Source organism: Kitasatospora sp. NPDC059973, assembly GCF_042737525.1.
Lineage (GTDB): Bacteria > Actinomycetota > Actinomycetes > Streptomycetales > Streptomycetaceae > Kitasatospora.
The window spans coordinates 1-16,755 of sequence record NZ_JBHWUI010000088.1 but is presented as its reverse complement, the minus strand read 5'-3'; the positions used below and the strand labels follow the sequence as shown (position 1 = coordinate 16,755).

Sequence of the window (16,755 nt, the reverse complement as noted above, 5' to 3'; positions counted from 1 at the left end):
CGGTGGCATCGGCCGCCGTCGCCGCCAGGCGGAGCCGGACGGGGACGCTGCGCGCCGGGCCGCTGGCCGTCGTGCTCGCCCTCGCCCTGGTCGCCGCGCTGACCGCCGCCGTCTCGCTCGGCTCGGTGGACATCGCCCCGGGCGAGGTCTGGTCGGTGGTCGCCCACCGGCTCACCGGCCGCGCTCCCGAGCCCGGCACCCGGGATCTCATCGTCTGGCAACTGCGCGTCCCGCGCGCCCTGCTGGCGGCGATGGTCGGGGCCGGGCTCGGCCTGGTCGGCACCGCCGTCCAGGCACTGGTCCGCAACCCGCTCGCCGACCCCTACCTGCTCGGGATCTCCTCCGGTGCCTCGCTCGGCGCGGTCGCGGTGATCGTCCTCGGCGGCGGCCTCGGCCTGGAGCTGGCCTTCGGCAGCGCCATCGGGCTGACCATCTCGCTGGCCGCCTTCCTCGGCGCGCTGGCGGCGTTCTCCCTGGTCTGGCTGCTGGCCCGGCGCGGCGGCGGGTTCTCTCCGCTGCGGCTCGTGCTGGCCGGCATCGGCATCGGCCAGTTCCTCGCCGGCTTCACCAGCTACCTCGTCCTGCAGACCAGCGACGAACAGCAGACCAGGGGCGTGCTGTTCTGGCTGATGGGCAGCCTCAGCGGTGCGGTCTGGGGTCAACTGGCCGTCCCGGCCGTCGCCGTGGCCCTCGGGCTGGCGCTGCTCCAGGCCCGCGCGCGGAGCCTGAACGCGCTGCTGATGGGCGACGAGACGGCGGCCGGGCTCGGGGTGGACGTCACCCGGCTGCGCCGCGAGATCTTCGTCGTCACCAGCGTGCTGACCGGGGTGCTGGTCGCCGTCTCGGGCGCGATCGGCTTCGTCGGGCTGATGGTGCCGCACGTCTGCCGGCTGCTGGTCGGCGGCGACCACCGCCGGCTGCTGCCGCTGTCCGCGCTCACCGGGGCGGTGCTGCTGGTGGTGGTCGACACCCTCGCCCGGACCGCCCTGGACACCCAGGAGCTCCCCATCGGGGTGGTCACCGCGCTGCTCGGCGCGCCCACCCTGCTCTTCCTGCTGGACCGACGACTGGAGCGGAATTGAGGATCGCGGTCGAGGATCTGAGTGTCACCCTGTCCGGACGGACGGTGGTGGCCGGCGTCCACCTGGTCGCCGAGGAGGGGGAGATCGCCGGGCTGGTCGGCCCGAACGGCAGCGGCAAGTCCAGCCTGCTGCGCACCGTCTACCGGCATCTGCGGCCGAGTGCCGGGCGGGTTCTGCTGGCCGGCCGGGAGCTGGCCGGGCTGACCGCCGCGCAGTCCGCGCGGCACATCGCGGCGCTGCCCCAGGAGCGCGGCGGGGACTTCGAGTTGACCGTCCGCGAGGTCGTGACGATGGGCCGCACCCCGTACAAGCGGGCCTTCGCGTCGGACGACGCGGAGGACCACCGGCTGGTCGCGGACGCCCTGGAGCGGGTCGAGATGGCCGGCGCGGCGGACCGCCGGTTCGCCCAGCTGTCCGGCGGTGAACGCCAGCGCGTGCTGCTGGCCAGGGCGCTGGCCCAGCAGCCGGACGTCCTGGTGCTGGACGAGCCGACCAACCACCTGGACGTCCGGCACCAGGTCGAGCTGCTCGCGCTGCTGCGCGAACAGCGCCGCACCACGCTGATCGCGCTGCACGACCTCAACGCGGCGGCCTCGGTCTGCGACCGCCTGCACGTTCTGCACGAAGGCGCCCTGGTGGCGTCCGGGCCGCCGCGCGAGGTGCTGACCGCCGAGCTGTTGGCCAAGGTCTTCGGGGTGCGGGCGGCGGTGGTCGAACACCCGCTCACGGGTGATCCGTTGATCGCGTTCGACCACCGCACGCCCGCCTCGATGGCGGGATCGCCGAAACGTCAGGAGGTCTCGTAGTGGCTCGGGCGGCCGTCGCGCTCCACCAGCCGGCCGATCCGCCCGGCCTCCTCGCTGCGTAGCAACTCCCAGCGCCCGTCGGGGCGGTGGAGCACCGCGGAGTGCCACGGCGTCATCCAGACGTCGGCGGCCTCCAGCAGCCGGATGCCGAACTTCGCCACGCCGACCCGCTGGGGGTGGATGGAGAGCCGGAAGGACCGGGAGTGCTGCTCGGCGATCAGGTCGCCCCAGGCGCGGCTGCGCTGGATGACGCCGTACGCGCGCTGCCGGCAGTCGCGCTGCAGGGCGGACCTGGTACCGGTGAAGCCGGCGGTGTCCTCGGTGAGGAACCGGGTGATGCCGCGGTAGAGGCGCAGGGTCTCCTCGTCGGTGAGCACCTGCTCGCGCAACTCCTCCTTGCTGGGGGCGTACTGGGCGTGCACCCGGGCCCGCTTCTCGTCGAACGGCAGGTCGCCGAGGACGGCCCGCAGGTCGAAGGTGGCGAGGTGGCTCAGGCCCTCCCGCGCGATCATCGCGGAGAGCGCGTCGGAGTACTCGTCGATGTGGTCGTCGGGGACGTGGATGAGGTCGCCGAAGATGTGGCCGTCGGAGCAGATGAGGATCTGTGCGCCGGGTTCGTAGAGCGTGCCGATCTCCTCGCAGAGCCGGTCGAGGAAGGTGAGCGAGAGGCGTTCGCCCTCGTCGGGCAGGTGGCCGAGGACCTTGGCGGAGTTGGGCGACTTGCAGGGGAAGCCGGGCAGGGTGAACACGATCGGGTCACCGGCGGCGACGAAGTCGGCCAACTGCTCCAGCTGGAGCGGGAAGTCGGCGGTCGTGGCGTCGACCTCGGGGTCGGAGGCCCGGCGGTGCGGGAGCAGCAGCTCCAGGATCGCGGCGCAGATCCGCGGCACGGACTCCGGCGCCGGGGCGCCGGGGCGGCGGGCGGCGCCGGGCGGGGCGGCGCCCGGCCGGGGCTCGGCGGTTCGGTGGTCGGTGGGCCCGTGTTCGGCGGGTCGGGCGGTGGTGCCGGCCGCGGTGGCGGCCGGGGAACGGGTGTCGGTCGGGGAGTCGGTCGCGACGCCGGTAGGTGGCATGGTGGTCCTCCACGGGACGAGCGGTGTGCGGGCTTCGGGGCAGGCGGGAGCCACGCCCGGCGGTGGCCGCCGGGACGACGGGAGGGAGCGCGGGGGTTTCGGGGCGGTCAGACCCGCCGGTCGTAGGCGACCGGGAGGCGGTTCACGCCCCGGGCGAGCACGGCGGGCACCCAGGTGAGCGCGTCGATGCCCGCGCCGTCCTCGGTGGACGGCCGCAGTCCGGGCAGCCGCGTGAGCAGGGTGGCGAGGGCGATCTGGAGTTCGAGCCGGGCCAGGGCCGCGCCGGGGCAGTAGTGGATGCCGTGGCCGAAGGCCAGGTGGGCATTGGGGGTGCGGTCGAAGTCGAGGACGTCGGCCTCGGGGAACTGCTCGTCGTCGCGGTTGGCGGCGCAGAGCGAGACGATCACGGAGTCGCCGGCGGGGACGGTCGTGCCGTACAGGTCGCTGTCCTCGGCGAAGAAGCGCCAGGTGGTGAGCTCGAACGCGGCGTCGTGGCGCAGCAGTTCCTCCACCGCGCGGGTGAGCAGGCCCGGGTCGGCGGCGATGCCGTCGCGCAGCCGGGCGAGCTGCTCGGGGTGGCGCAGCAGGGTGATCAGCATGGTGGTGATCTGGTTGGTGACGGGCTCCTGGCCGGCCACCAGCAGCTGGAACACGATCGAGTCGCGCTCCTCGGGGGTCAACTCGCCCGCGTCGCAGGCGGCGACGAGCCGGCCGAGCAGGTCGACGTCGGACCCGGCGGGGTCGTGGTGGGCGCGCTTGTGGGCCACCACGTCGGCGATGTACCCCTGGAGGCCGCGCAGCCGGCCCTCGTAGGCCGGCCGGCCCGGGTCCTGCGGGCCGACCGGCTGGACGACCTTGCCCCAGTCCCGGTCGAATCGGGCGGCCAACTCCGGCGGGAGTCCGATGACTTCGGCGAGCACCCGGAAGGGGTAGTGGGCCGCGAAGCCGGCCACCAGGTCGGCGCCGCCGGTCCCGGGCAGCTCGTCGACCAGGGCGTCGGCGAGCTCCTGGACGCGCGGCCGCAGGGACTCCACCCGGCGCGGCGCGAAGGCGTCCAGGACGAGCCGGCGCATCTGCGTGTGCTTCGGCGGGTCCTGGTGCAGCAGGTGGACCTGGAGCTGGGAGTGCTGCGGCTCGGGCATGATCGAGGCGAGCCGGCGCCAGCCCTCGTTGCCCAGGGCGTGGTTCTTGCCGAGCCGCGGGTCGTTGAGGGTCTCGTGGGCGGCCCGGTAGCCGGTCACCAGCCAGGCGGCGATCCCGCTGGGGAACCGGACCCGGTGGACCGGCCCGGCCTCCCGCATCCGCCGGTAGAGCGGATAGGGGTCGCTCTTGTACGCGGGCCCGTACAGCGGTACCGGGTCCGGGAGTTCGTCGTAGCCGAACGGGCAGCGCGGGGTGTCCGCCGGGCTGCCGGCGGTCGGGTCGTGGACGGTGTCGGTCATGCGGGGTCCTCCGGTCGGGATCGGTGGTGCGCGCGAGGGCGCTTCGTCAGGCTCTGGAGCGCGTCGTGCTGTCGGCGCCGCTCGCCCCGTCGGTGCTCCCGGCCTGCTCGGGGAGCGGGGGGAGCACGGTGCGGGCGGCGCGGTGGGCGCGGTGGTGCAGGGCGAGGAGGGCCACGGCCGTGGTGGCGGCCAGCGTGGCGAGGACGAGTCCGGCGCGGCCGGCCGTGGGGCCACTGCCGCCGACCAGGGCGGCGGAGGTGCCGAGGGCCGGGCCGAGGGCGAACCCGAGGCTGCGGGAGAGCTGGACGACGGAGCCGGCGGTGGCCAGTTGCCCGGTGCGGGCGGCGCTCATCACCAGGGCCTGCACCGGGCCGCCGTTGAGGCCCATGCCGGCCCCGGCGAGCGCGAGCCGCCAGGAGATGTCGGCCGGCGTCCAACCGGAGTCCAGCGGGACGAGCAGCAGCAGACCGGTGGCGGTGACGACGGCGCCGGTCAGCGCGGTGGGCCGGGCGCCCCAGCGGTCGGCCAGCCGCCCGCCGAAGCGGCCGGCCAGCACCATGCCCAGCGGGAACGCCAGCATGGTCAGGGCGGTGGTGGTGGCGCTGATCCCGTCGTCCCGGCGCAGGTGCTGGGCGAGCAGGTAGTGGGTGGCGGCGAAGCCGGCGGCCAGGGCCAGCACCGAGCCGTTCACGCCCGCGGTGCCGGAGGCGCGCAGCACGGCGGTGACCGGCCGCCCGCCGGGCCGGCGCAGCCAGAGCGCCACCAGCGGGGCGGCGGGCAGGGCGAGCAGCAGCAGGCCGGGCCGGTCGGGGGCGAGGGTGAGCCCGAGCATGACGGCGGCCACGGCCGAGCCGATCAGCGCGGCGTCGCCGAGGGAGCCCCGGTCGGGCAGGCGCAGCCGGCCGCCCCGCGGGGCGTGCCGGTGGGCGATCGCCAGGGCGACCAGACAGACCGGCAGCTTGACCAGGAAGATGGCCCGCCAGCCGACGTGGTCGAGCAGCAGGCCGCCGATCACCGGCCCGGTGACGGCGCCGAGCGGGCCGAGGGTGGCGGGGACGCTCATCGCCCGGCCGCGCAGCTGGGGCCGGACGGCGGTGGCGGCCAGCACCGGCATCAGCACGAACAGCACCGCGCCGAAGGCGCCCTGGGCGAGCCGCGCCGCGATCAGCCAGCCCGCCCACGGGGCGACGGCGGCGAGCACGCTGCAGAGCGCGAAGCAGCTGACGGCCAGCAGCAGGGCGGACCTGGCGCCGACCTGGCCGAGCCAGCGCCCGGCCGGCAGCAGCAGCGCCACCAGCGGGAGCTGGTAGCCGAGGACGGCCCACTGGGCGGTGGTCGACGAGACGTGCAGTCCGGCGGCTATGTCGGTGAGCGCCAGGTTGACGACGTTCATGTCGAGCATCGCCACGAACGAGAGCAGCCCGGCCGCCACGACCAGGATCCACCGGTCCGGCTGCTCTGCCGGACCGTCACCCGGTCCGCCGGTGGCCGGCGCCTGTCGCGCTGCCATGGGTCCTCCTCCGCTTGCCGTGCTGTGCGACACCGCCTCGTCGGCGGCGTCCGGTACAGCAGTCGGGGGCGGGGGAGCTCCGGTTCCGAACACCTGAGGGAATTTCCCGGTTGGCCGGAATGCGGCGACCGGATGGCTGGTCTAGACCACTAGTGATCTAGTAAGCCCCCGGTTCAGCGCCTGTTCGGCCCTGGTTCGGCCCCGGTTCTCCCGGCACGATCGACCCCGTCGGCCCGGTGCCGGTCCGGCAGGGACGCGAGTCGGTCGGACGGCGGCACGGGGGTCGCACGGATGGCGGCACGGGGAAATAGCCCGGTCCGTTCCGGGGTTGCAGCCAGGCACGACGCATGATCGCGGCAGGACCGGAAGGATCATCATGAAGATCGGCATCATCGGCGCGGGCAACATCGGCGGCAACCTCACCCGTCGGCTCACCGCCCTCGGGCACGAGGTGTCCGTGGCCAACTCGCGCGGCCCGCAGACCCTGGCCGCGCTGGCCGAGGAGACCGGCGCCACGCCGGTCGCCGCGACGGAGGCGGCGCGCGGCGCCGAGATCGTGGTGGTGACGGTGCCGCTGAAGAACGTGCCGGACCTGCCGTCCGGCCTGTTCGACGGCGCGGCCGAGGGCTTCGTCGTGATCGACACCGGCAACTACTACCCGCAGCAGCGGGACGGCCGGATCGCGGCCATCGAGGAGGGGCAGACCGAGAGCCGGTGGACGGAGGGCCACCTCGGGCACCCGGTGGTGAAGGCCTTCAACGGCACCTACGCCGAGGACCTGCTGGAGCGGCCGCGCCCGCAGGGCGACCCGGACCGGCTGGCGCTCCCGGTGGCCGGTGACGACGAGGCCGCCAAGCGCGTCGTCCGGGCCCTGATCGACGAGCTGGGCTTCGACAGCGTGGACGCGGGCGGTCTGGACGACTCCTGGCGCCAGCAGCCCGACACCCCCGTCTACGGTCTGCGGGCGGGCGTGGACGCGGTCGTCAAGGCGCTGGCCGAGGCCTCGCCCGAGCGCCCCGCCGCCTTCCGCGCCCGGGCCTGACGCGCCAGGCCCGACGCGCCAGCCCTGACGCGCCAGGCCCGACGCGCCAGCCCTGACGCTCCGGGCCCGGGCCCGGTCGGCGTGCCCGCCCGGTTCCTCTCCCCGATGAGGGAGGAACCGGGCCCGGACGCGCCGACCGGGCCGGTGGCGCGGCGTCAGCAGGCGGCGGCCAGCGGGGTGGCCGGTCCCGGGGACGCCGGGTCGCCGGTCTCGGCCGCCCGCAGGCGGGCGATCAGTTCCTCGCGGGCCCGGGCGACCCGGGAGCGGACGGTGCCGACCGGGCAGCCGGCCACCGCGGCGGCCTCGGCGTAGCTCAGGCCGACCACCTGGGTGAGCACGAAGGCCTCCCGGCGCTGCGCGGGCACCCGGTCGAGCAGGTCGCCGAGCGCGACGCCGTCCTCGAACCCGGCGGCGGGCGGGGCGCTCTGCCGTTCGGCGGCCTCCTCCCAGTCCGGCAGGGCGGCGCAGCGCGGGCGGGCGGCGGCGGTGCGGTAGCGGTCGATGACGGTCCGCCGGGCGATCGAGAGCAGCCAGGTGCGGGCGGAGGAGCGGCCGGCGAAACCGGGCAGGCTCCGCAGAGCGCGCAGGAAGGTCTCCTGGGCGAGGTCGTCGGCGGACTGCACGTCGGTCAGATGGGCGACGAACCGCCACACGTCCCGCTGGGTGGCCATGACGAAGGCCTCGACGTCGGCCGGCCGGCCCGCGCGGGCGGCGAGGGCCAGCGCGGTCAGCTGCTCGTCATCCATGCCGGACCCCCACCCGGTCGGTCCGGCCCGGGGCCCGGTGCGGGACGATGGTCACATGAGATGCGCCCAGTTCCGTACTGCTCTGTCCGCCCGTCTCGACGGTGAGCCGACCGGTCTGCCGGACCGGCGGCTGGACAAGCACCTCGCGCGCTGCGAGGCCTGCCGCGGCTGGCAGGAGCAGGCGGAACGGCTGCGCGGTCGCACGACGGGGATCGACCCGGACGGCCCCTCGGCGGCATGGTCGGCGAACCTGCTCGCGAGCCTGGGCGGGCGCGGGTCGGGTGCGGGCGGTCCCGGCGTGACGGGCGGTCCCGGGCAGGGGGACGACGGGTCGGGGCCGGAGCGGTAGGACGGTGGCGCCGGGCGAGGCCGGTGCGCCGTCGTAGTCAGGCATGAAGAGGTCCTGAGGAGAGTGCTCGGGAGCGGCGGCCGCTGCGGGCGGCGCGCTCGGCGTCGGTGGACGCGCACGGGTCGCCGTGTCCCGGCAGGGGGCGGCGGGGCGTGCGGGCCCGGGCCCCGGCGGCGCGGCCTAGCCACGGCGCGGGGCGACCTGCCCGCCGCGGCGCGGACACCGGAACGGCGTCGGGCGGCGGGCGCGTCAGCAGGCGGCAGCGAAGGACGGCGGCCCGCGCCGGACGAGGGCGTGCGAGAGCAGCACCGGTCGGGGCGGGCGGGCCCGACGGGCGGCGGGCCGGGGCGGGACCGGCGGCTCGAAGCCGCGCGGTCGGGTGAGCAGGGCGAGCACCGGGAGCAGCAGGACCCCGGCCAGCACGGTGCCGAGTGCTCCGAGCAGTTCGAACAGCCGGGTCAGCGCCGTCTCGCCGCGCCGGAGCAGCAGCGCGCAGGCGAGTGCGGCGAGCAGGTGGGCGGTGAGCATCCCGGCCGACATGGAGTGGGCCGCCATGCCGTGGCCGGACATCCCCGGCATCCCGGAGGCTCCGGACAGCCCGGCCGCGTCGCCGGACAGGCCGGACCCGCCGGTCAGGCCCGCCAGCCCGTGGTCCGCGGCGGCCGTGGCCGGAGGCGGGCCCACCGCGGCCGCGGTGCCGTGGTGGTGCGTCCCGGTCAGGACGCGGACGCCCGTGGCGGGCGGCACGTCGGGGTCGATCCCGGCCATCCGGGCCAGGTCGGCGGGGGAGAGCCCGGTGGGCGTCTGGTCCGGATTGCAGAGCAGCAGGCCGGCCCAGTCCGTCGTGGCGACGCGGCCGAACCCGCCGCGGTCGGCGGCCAGGGCCCCGGCCTGTTCGAACATCAGGTGCAGCGCGCTCTGCGCGGCGACCATCCAGACACTGATCGGACCGAGTCCCCGCCGCTTGCCGGCCAGCAGCCAGCCGAAGCCGAGGGTGAGACCGAAGGCGCCCGCCAGGACCGGCGGGGAGACCCCGGCGCCGGCCATGGTGACGTGCGCCGCGGCGGCCAGCGCCACGCAGAGCGCGGCGAAGACCACGGCGCGCAGTGCGCGGATTCGGTCGGTCATCACGATGACACTCATCGTCGCATTCGCCCCGGCGGGCCAGGACCGCGCCCTCGGGTATTGGCCGGTTCGGCCCCGTGAGAACATGCCCGGCCGCCCGGTCCCGGCTGCCCGGACGGGCAGTCGGCCAAGCGATCGGACGGGCGATCGGAGGGGCAGTCGACCGGGGCGGTCGACCGGGGTCGACCGGGGTCGGCCGGACCGCCGCCGCCCGGCCGGTGCACGGCCGTCGCGGGCCCCCGAGGGCGGCGCGCCAGAGGCGGTTCGTACGGTTGCCCGGCCCCGGCTTGTCCGTTCCGGCACGGGACCGCCGCCCGCGCCCGCCCGTACCGTCTGGGCACCGCGCGGCGCCGCGCCGCCGGTCGACGACGGCACGGGCCGGTGAGCACGGAGAGGCGGGCGGGCCGATGTACTGGCTGGTTCACGACTATCGCGAGGACGACCTCGCGGCGGTGGTCCACTTGATCGACACCACGGCGGAGCTCGGCCAGGAGTCGGTGTTCTCCCTGGCGGAGTGCATCAGCGCGCTGACCTCGCGCCAGCCGGCCGTGGTCGCCGTGCACCAGGGGGCGCCGATCGGTGCCGCGCTCGCCTGCGTGGCGGGCGAGCGCGCCTGGGTGATGCGGATCGCGATCGCGCCGGCCTGGCGCGGCCGGGGCCTGGCGAGTTCGCTGCTGCGCGAGCTGGAGCGCCGGCTGGTGGCCTGCCGGGTGCGCCGCATCGCCTACGTGCTGCCCGAGGAGGAACTGCTCGGCGAGGGCCTGCACAACGCCGGCTACACCCGCCGCCCCGCGGCCGCCTACTTCGAGAAGGACGAGCCGCAGGCGGGCGCGGCGAGCGGGCTCCTGGAGGAACTCGGCGGCCGGCTGCTGCCGGGCGACCTCTGGGCCAAGGTGGCCGGGATGGAGACCGAGAAGAACCTGATCGAGCGCCGGGTGGTGGCGCCGCTCGCCGAGCCCGAGCGGGCCGCCCGGCACGGTGTGCGCCCGCCGCGCGCGATCGCCCTGTTCGGACCGCCCGGTACCGGCAAGACCACCTTCGCCCGGGCGATCGCCTCCCGGCTCGGCTGGCCGTTCGTCGAACTGCTGCCGTCCCGGCTGGCCGACGAGGGCAACCTGGCGGCCGCGCTGCGCGACGCCTTCGCCCGGATCGGCCGGCTGGAGCGCGCGCTGGTCTTCATCGACGAGGTGGAGGAGATCGCGCCGCTGCGCACCGAGGGCGTCCAGGGCGGCATGCACGGCGTCACCAACGAGCTGCTCAAGCTCATCCCGGGGTTCCGGGAGGGCGAGGAACGGCTGCTGGTCTGCGCCACCAACTCGATCCGCTCGCTGGACCCGGCGTTCCTGCGCCCGGGCCGCTTCGACTACCTGATCCCGATCGGCACTCCGGACCCGGCCGCGCGCTCCGCCATCTGGTCCCGGTACGCGGCCGGCCGGGCGGACGTGGACCTCGACGCGCTGGTGGGGGCGAGCGAGCTGTTCACCCCGGCGGACATCGAGCACGCCGCCCGGGTCGCCGCCCAGGCGGCCTTCGAACGGGACCTCGCCGGAGCGGACCCTGCCGGAGCGGACCCTGCCGGAGCGGGCCCCCTCGGGGCCGCCGTGACGGGGCCGGACGCCGCCGACGGGGCGAGCACCGAGGACTACCTGGCGGCCATCGCCCGGGCCCGGCCGACCGTCACCCCGGCGATGATCGAGGAGTTCGGCGCGGACATCACCTCGCATGCGCGCGTCTGAATATCGTTTCATCGCATGGTAGTTGCGGTTTGACACCCTGCCGGTCGGTGCTGACTAAATGTGGGCACCGACAGGACAGGAGGCCCGGCATGGGCACAGTGGCCGCGACGGACACCCCCGCCGTCGACCTCGCCGACCCCGGGTTCTGGCAGCTGCCCGCGCCGGCCCGGGCCGCCGCCTTCGCCGAGCTGCGCCGACTCCCCGGCCCGGTCTTCGTCGGCGAACGGGCCGGGGAGCGGGCCGGCGGCGCCAAGGGCGCCAGGAGCGGCAGGAGTGCCAAGGGCGCCAAGGGCGCCAAGGGCTACCACGCCCTGGTCCGGCACGCCGACGTGGTCGAGGCCAGCCGCACCCCCGCGGTGTTCCTCAGCGGTCCCGGGGTCACCACCCCCGAACCCGCCCGCTGGGTCCGGGCGCTGTTCGGCGACTCGATGGTCAACCTGGACGACCCCCGCCACGCCCAGCTGCGCCGGATCGTCTCCCGGGCGTTCACGCCGCGCCTGATCGCCCGGGTCGAGGACGACATCCGCCTGGTCGCCGCCCGCCTGATCGACCGAGTGGCACGGGACCGGCCCGAGGACTTCGTCACCTCGGTCGCCGCCGAGCTCCCCTTCCAGGTCATCTGCAACATGATGGGCATCCCGGAGGAGCCCCGCCGCGCGATCCTCGACCAGGTCAACCACGCCTCCGAGAACACCGGGGTGGCCCGGCCGCTGCGCAGTCGGATCCGGGTGCCCGGGCGCGGCCTGCGGGCGCTCGCCCGGATGCAGGGCATGGTCGCCGAACTCGGCCGGGAGCGGCGCCGCCGGCCCACCGACGACCTGATCTCCGCCCTGGTCACCGCCGACGTCGACGGCCGCCGGCTGACCGGCCGGGAGCTCGGCGCGTTCTTCTCCCTGCTGCTGGTCGCCGGTGTCGAGACCACCCGCAACGCACTGGCCCACGGCCTGCACCTGCTCACCGTCCACCCCGAGCAGCGGGCCCTGCTGCTCGGCGACCCGGACCGCCACCTCGGCGGGGCGGTGGACGAGATCGTCCGCCACGCGACGCCGATCATCCAGTTCCGCCGCACCCTGGCCGTCGACCACCGGCTGGGCGGCCCCGAGGGCCCCCTGCTGCGGGCGGGGGAGAAGGCGGTGCTCTTCTTCGGCTCCGCCAACCGCGACGAGAGCGTCTTCACCGACCCGGACGCCTTCGACATCACCCGCACCCCCAACCCCCACCTCGGCTTCGGCGGCGGCGGGCCGCACTACTGCCTGGGCGCGCACCTCGCCCGGCAGGAGATGAAGGTGCTCTACCGGGAGCTCTTCACCCGCCTGCCGCAGGCCCGCTCGGTGGGCGAGCCGGAGCTGATCCCGTCCAACTTCGACCACCGGGTGCGGGCGCTGCGCTTCACGTTCTGACGCGGCTCCGCCCCCGTGGGCGGCTACCCGCCGGTCGGGATGCCGCGGTCGGCCTTCACCTGCTTCATGGTCAGGTGCGAGTTCACCTGGGCGATCCCGGGCAGCCCGGAGAGCACGTCGGTGATGAACCGCTCGTAGGCCGCGATGTCCGCCACCGCGATCCGCAGCAGGTAGTCCGGTTCGCCGAAGAGCCGGTGCGCCTCCACCACCTCGGGCAGCTCCGCCACCCGGTGTTCGAACTCGGCCACCGTCGCCCGGTCCTCGTGCCGCATGGTGATCGTCACGAAGGGCTGGAAGCCGCGGCCCACCGCCGCGCCGTCCAGCAGCGCCCGGTAGCCGCGGATCACGCCGTCCTGCTCCAGCTGCCGGACCCGGCGCAGGCACGGCGAGGGGGTGAGGTCCACCCGGGCGGCCAGTTCGGCGTTGGTGAGGCGGCCCTCCTGCTGGAGCTCGCGGAGGATTCTGCGGTCGATACGGTCCATAGCGCAATATTCTGCCAAATCACGGGCCGAACGGGCATGAAGTGGCCATCGTGTGCCGAGCCGTTCCGGCTACCTTCAGTGACCGTAGCGCCGGAACGAACACGACAGGTCACGACCATGGACACGCACGCCCTCCTCCTCTTCCTGGGGGTCGACCTGCTCCTGGTCTGCACCCCCGGCCCCGACTGGCTCTACATCGCCGCCCGCGGCCTCGGCCAGGGCCGCCGCGCCGCACTGGTCGCCGTCGCCGGCGTCTGCGCCGGATACGCCGTGCACACCCTGCTCTCCAGCGCCGGCCTCGCCGCCGCGCTGCGGGCGGTGCCCGCCGTCCTGCCCGTGCTCCGGCTGGTCGGCGCCGGGTACCTGCTGGTGCTGGCGGCCGGCATGCTCCTCGCGCTGCGCCGGGGCGGGGCCACCGCCTTCGCGCAGGCACCGCCGCAGCCCACCGCCACCGTGCTGCGCCAGAGCATGCTCACCGCCCTGCTCAACCCCAAGGGCCTGCTGCTCTACCTCTCCCTGGTGCCGCAGTTCGTCGACCCGGCCGCCGCGCTGCCGGTCGGCGGCCAGGTGCTCGCGCTCGGCTCGCTCAATGTGCTGGCCTGCGCGGTCGTCTACGCCCTGGTCGCGCACGCCAGTGGCCGGCTGGGCGGCCGGTTCGGCGCCACCCCGCAGGCCGCCCGGCGGATGACGATGGTCTCCGCGGTGCTGCTGATGCTGGTGGCGGGCGTCACGGCGAGCGCCTGAGAACCGGAGCAGAATGCGGGCATGACAGAGCGTCCGCCACCCGCCACCCCGCCCGCCGCCGCCCCCGACGGCCCCACCGCGCACGCCTGGGCCGCTCTGGGCGGGCCCGCCGACCTGGTGGAGCGGGTCTCCTTCCACGGGCCCGAGGGCGTGCTGCCCGCCCGGCTGCCGGTCCGGCAGCTGGCCCGGGCCACCGTCGCCGCCTGCTCGCTGGCCGCCGGGGAGCTGTCCGCGCTGCGGTCGGGCGGCCCGGTGCCGGCGGTCCGGATCGACCAGGGCGCGGTGGCCACCGCCTTCGTCAGCGAACGCCACCTGCGGATCGACGGCCGCGCCCCCGTCAGCTTCGCCCCGCTCTCCGGCTTCTGGCAGACCGCCGACGGCTGGGTCCGCACCCACGCCAACTACCCGCACCACCGGGCCCGGCTGCTCACCGCGCTCGGACTGCCCGCCGACACCGGCCCCGAACCGCTGGCCGCGACGCTGCGCGAGCACCCGGCCGAGTGGATCCAGGAGCGCGCCTACCGGGCGGGAGCGCTCGCGGTGGCCGTCGCGCCGGCCGGCGGCCCCGCGGTCCCGCTGGTCGAGACCCGGGTCACGGACGGGGCCGCCGCCCGCCCGCTCGGCCCCGCCGGTCTGCCCGCCGAGGGCGTCCGCGTGCTCGACCTCACCCGGGTGATCGCCGGCCCCGTCGCCACCCGCACGCTCGCCCTGCTGGGCGCCGACGTCCTGCGGGTCGACTCGCCCCGGCTGCCCGAGGCCGAGGACGCCCACGCCGACACCGGCTCCGGCAAGCGCTCCACCCGGCTGGACCTCGCCGCCCCCGGCGACCGCGCGGTCTTCGAGGAGCTGCTGGCCACCGCCGACGTCGTCGTCACCGGCTACCGCCCCGGCGCCCTGGACGCCTTCGGCCTGGCGCCCGACGCCCTGCTCGAACGGCGCCCCGGCCTGGTCGTCGCCCAGCTCCACGCCTGGGGCCGGACCGGCCCCTGGGCCGGGCGCCGCGGCTTCGACAGCCTGGTCCAGGCCGGTGTCGGCATCGCCGTCACGGAGGCCGGCGCCGACGGCCGCCCCGGTGCGCTGCCCGCCCAGGCGCTCGACCACGGGACGGGCTACCTGATCGCCGCCGGCGTCCTGCGCGCCCTCACCGAGCAGCGCACCGGCCGCCCCGGCGGCCGCCACCTGCGCTTCTCGCTGGCCGGTACCGCCTCCTGGCTGCAGCACGGCATCGGGCCCGCCGCCCCCGGCCCGGCGGCCGCGGAGCCCTACGACCCGCAGCGGTGGCTGACCGAGGCGGACTCCCCGTACGGGCGGCTGCGGTACGCGCTCCCGCCGATCGGCTACCAGGGCGGCCCCGCCGACTGGTCCCGCCCGCCGGGCCGCTGGGGCACGGACGCGCCGGCCTGGAGCTGACGGGCGGCCGCCGCCGGGGAGCTGTCGGCGGCGGGTGGCAGGATCCCGGTATGACCGCGCACGCGAGCGACTACGCCTGGCTCGACTCCGGGGAGTTCGCCACCCTCATGGAGGCGTACTGCCTGACCATGGTCGAGGGGGTGTCCGCCGGCGAGCTGCTCCGCCGTTTCGGCGCCGCCCCCGGCCGGCGGGTCACCGGTACCCCGGAGGTCCTGGCGGCCTGGGACCGGTACGAGGACGGCGGCGACACCGACGAGGACGGCGACGAGGACGGCCACGGCGACGGGGCGCTCGGCGGCGACGAGGAGCTGCTGCTCGTCGCCGCCGCCGAACTCGACGGCTGGGCGGTGGCCCTGGAGGTCAACGGCTACCTCGGGACCAGCTGGGGCCTGCTGCCCCACCTCGCCGAGGGCACCAGGCTGGTCTCGCACTTCCGGAACGTCAACGCGGTGGACCACTTCCACTGGCAGGAGGGCGCGCGGAACCGGCTGCACTTCGAGCCGCTCTTCCCGGCGGACCGCGACGGCGCCGACGCGGACGCGGTGGCGGAGCTGCTGACGGCGGTCGGCTTCGACCTCAGCACGGCCGAGGGGCGCGGCATCGACCGGACCACGCCCGCGGCCTTCGCCCTCGGCGAGGAGCTCACCGGGCTGCGGCTGACCCCGGAGCGGCTGCGGGCGGCGGAGTTCGTGATCGGCTACGCCCCCGTGCCGTAGGGCCGCTGCCGGGCGTCCGCCGGGGCGCGGGGCCGCGGTCGTCAGACGCCGGAGGGGATCTCCTTGGCCCGGCTGCGGACCTGGAAGGCGGTGATGATCTCGATCAGGCCGAGGAACAGCAGCCAGCACCCGGCGAGCACGGTCAGGGCGGTGATCGAGCCGACCGGCCAGACCATCAGCAGCACACCGGCCACGGTGTTGGCCGCCCCGGCGAAGGCCTGCCAGCCGCGCGCCGGCATGTCGGCGTCCGAGATCGCGGCGACGAGCTGGGTGATGCCCCGGAACAGCCAGCCGATGCCGATCCAGAGCGCCAGCAGCAGGAGCGACTGCACCGCGCTGCGGAAGCACAGCAGGCCGAGCAGGACGCAGAGCGCGCCGCTGATGAAGGCCAGCACCCGCATCGCGGTGGTGACATGGGTCCCGAAGGCGGCGACCAGCTGCACGATGCCGATGACCAGCAGGTAGAGGCCGAACAGCACGCCCACGACCATCAGCGTCTGCTTCGGCCAGGCGAAGACGATGATCCCGAGGGCGAGCGAGACGAGCCCGGCGAGCAGCAGCACCTGCCAGGCGGCCTTGGCGAGCATTCCGAGCGGGCCCCGGACCGGCGAACCGTCGGGGGTGATGATCGGGGAGACCACGGTGGTGTACTCCTGGCGGCTTGGGAGGGGCGGAGGACACTCCTGACGATCGTCGCGGGGGCGGCGCACCGCCCGTCGGGTTCGCCCGTCCGGGGGACGGAACCGATCCCCCCGGACACCGGAAGGACATCTCCCCATCGTTCGCCGTCGGTGTGGTCCGGTGGTATGACGTCGGAAGGGTGGGGGACCTCTCCGGGCGAGCCGTCTGCACCCGGAACCACGCCGACCGCACCTGCCGCCCCTAAGCGGGTGACCGGATCGTGGTCGCCGCCGGCCGCAGCGGGCTCGCCCGGCGCAACACCCGTGTGGTGGCCGAGGACTGACGGACGGGCGGGGGGGGCGGGCCCCGCCCCCCCCCCCACCCTCCGGGGCTGTACCCGCTCACCCCGGGCCGCCCGGCGCCGCCCGCCGGGGGGCCCCCACCACCGCCACCACCACGGAAGGAGACCTA

The 16,755-nt window shown here is 75.8% G+C and carries 16 protein-coding genes; 9 read left to right on the top strand and 7 right to left on the bottom strand.

The features are described from left to right. The first annotated feature begins 2 nt into the window (after positions 1 to 2). A complete protein-coding gene (locus ACFWA9_RS23330) occupies positions 3 to 1,082 on the top strand; it encodes a FecCD family ABC transporter permease (RefSeq protein WP_380389467.1) in 1,080 nt (359 codons plus the stop codon). After that, on the top strand, positions 1,079 to 1,888 hold the full coding sequence (locus ACFWA9_RS23325; RefSeq protein WP_380389465.1) for an ABC transporter ATP-binding protein: 810 nt from the start codon (positions 1,079 to 1,081) through the stop codon (positions 1,886 to 1,888). The genes ACFWA9_RS23330 and ACFWA9_RS23325 overlap by 4 nt, the downstream gene beginning before the upstream one ends. Here ACFWA9_RS23325 and ACFWA9_RS23320 read toward each other — a convergent pair. The 3 genes from ACFWA9_RS23320 to ACFWA9_RS23310 form a co-directional block, all read right to left on the bottom strand. Then, positions 1,873 to 2,961, bottom strand: a complete 1,089-nt coding sequence (locus tag ACFWA9_RS23320; RefSeq protein WP_380389463.1) for an L-tyrosine/L-tryptophan isonitrile synthase family protein — start codon at positions 2,959 to 2,961, stop codon at positions 1,873 to 1,875. The two genes, ACFWA9_RS23325 and ACFWA9_RS23320, sit on opposite strands and share 16 nt — an antisense overlap. A 107-nt stretch (positions 2,962 to 3,068) precedes the next feature. Next, complete coding sequence (locus tag ACFWA9_RS23315) at positions 3,069 to 4,403, bottom strand: cytochrome P450 (RefSeq protein ID WP_380389461.1); 1,335 nt, start codon at positions 4,401 to 4,403, stop codon at positions 3,069 to 3,071. A gap of 46 nt (positions 4,404 to 4,449) precedes the next feature. Next, positions 4,450 to 5,913, bottom strand: coding sequence for an MFS transporter (locus ACFWA9_RS23310; protein WP_380389459.1), 1,464 nt, complete (start codon positions 5,911 to 5,913; stop codon positions 4,450 to 4,452). Positions 5,914 to 6,289: 376 nt separating this feature from the next. Between ACFWA9_RS23310 and ACFWA9_RS23305 the strand changes: the two genes are divergently transcribed. Next, a complete protein-coding gene (locus ACFWA9_RS23305; protein WP_352287377.1) occupies positions 6,290 to 6,955 on the top strand; it encodes an NAD(P)-binding domain-containing protein in 666 nt (221 codons plus the stop codon). Positions 6,956 to 7,110: 155 nt separating this feature from the next. Here ACFWA9_RS23305 and ACFWA9_RS23300 read toward each other — a convergent pair whose 3' ends face one another. Further along, complete coding sequence (locus ACFWA9_RS23300; RefSeq protein WP_352287374.1) at positions 7,111 to 7,701, bottom strand: sigma-70 family RNA polymerase sigma factor; 591 nt, start codon at positions 7,699 to 7,701, stop codon at positions 7,111 to 7,113. Between the two features lie 55 nt (positions 7,702 to 7,756). On the opposite strand from ACFWA9_RS23300, the gene ACFWA9_RS23295 reads away from it, so the two are divergent. Then, positions 7,757 to 8,050 carry a zf-HC2 domain-containing protein gene (locus ACFWA9_RS23295; RefSeq protein ID WP_329490430.1) on the top strand — a complete coding sequence of 98 codons (294 nt, stop codon included), beginning with the start codon at positions 7,757 to 7,759 and terminating at the stop codon, positions 8,048 to 8,050. Positions 8,051 to 8,299: 249 nt separating this feature from the next. Here ACFWA9_RS23295 and ACFWA9_RS23290 read toward each other — a convergent pair whose 3' ends face one another. Then, on the bottom strand, positions 8,300 to 9,178 hold the full coding sequence (locus tag ACFWA9_RS23290) for a hypothetical protein (protein WP_380389456.1): 879 nt from the start codon (positions 9,176 to 9,178) through the stop codon (positions 8,300 to 8,302). A 404-nt stretch (positions 9,179 to 9,582) separates the two neighbouring features. Here ACFWA9_RS23290 and ACFWA9_RS23285 point away from each other — a divergent pair, with 404 nt between their 5' ends. Both ACFWA9_RS23285 and ACFWA9_RS23280 read left to right on the top strand, forming a co-directional pair. Beyond that, positions 9,583 to 10,911 carry an ATP-binding protein gene (locus ACFWA9_RS23285; RefSeq protein WP_380389454.1) on the top strand — a complete coding sequence of 443 codons (1,329 nt, stop codon included), beginning with the start codon at positions 9,583 to 9,585 and terminating at the stop codon, positions 10,909 to 10,911. Between the two features lie 89 nt (positions 10,912 to 11,000). Continuing rightward, entirely contained in the window at positions 11,001 to 12,311 is a 1,311-nt protein-coding gene (locus ACFWA9_RS23280; RefSeq protein ID WP_380389452.1) for a cytochrome P450, read from the top strand. A gap of 23 nt (positions 12,312 to 12,334) precedes the next feature. On the opposite strand, the gene ACFWA9_RS23275 is transcribed toward ACFWA9_RS23280, so the two are convergent. Beyond that, on the bottom strand, positions 12,335 to 12,793 hold the full coding sequence (locus ACFWA9_RS23275; protein WP_329490434.1) for an Lrp/AsnC family transcriptional regulator: 459 nt from the start codon (positions 12,791 to 12,793) through the stop codon (positions 12,335 to 12,337). A gap of 117 nt (positions 12,794 to 12,910) precedes the next feature. On the opposite strand from ACFWA9_RS23275, the gene ACFWA9_RS23270 reads away from it, so the two are divergent. The 3 genes from ACFWA9_RS23270 to ACFWA9_RS23260 are packed head-to-tail and all read left to right on the top strand — an operon-like array spanning position 12,911 to position 15,663. Beyond that, positions 12,911 to 13,537 (top strand): LysE family translocator, encoded by a 627-nt coding sequence (locus ACFWA9_RS23270; protein WP_380389450.1) that lies wholly within the window; start codon positions 12,911 to 12,913, stop codon positions 13,535 to 13,537. Between the two features lie 21 nt (positions 13,538 to 13,558). Then, complete coding sequence (locus ACFWA9_RS23265) at positions 13,559 to 14,947, top strand: CoA transferase (protein ID WP_380389448.1); 1,389 nt, start codon at positions 13,559 to 13,561, stop codon at positions 14,945 to 14,947. Between the two features lie 50 nt (positions 14,948 to 14,997). Continuing rightward, positions 14,998 to 15,663 (top strand): DUF6461 domain-containing protein, encoded by a 666-nt coding sequence (locus tag ACFWA9_RS23260; RefSeq protein WP_380389446.1) that lies wholly within the window; start codon positions 14,998 to 15,000, stop codon positions 15,661 to 15,663. 41 nt (positions 15,664 to 15,704) lie between these two features. On the opposite strand, the gene ACFWA9_RS23255 is transcribed toward ACFWA9_RS23260, so the two are convergent. Beyond that, complete coding sequence (locus tag ACFWA9_RS23255; protein ID WP_329490438.1) at positions 15,705 to 16,304, bottom strand: HdeD family acid-resistance protein; 600 nt, start codon at positions 16,302 to 16,304, stop codon at positions 15,705 to 15,707. Between the last annotated feature and the right edge of the window lie 451 nt (positions 16,305 to 16,755).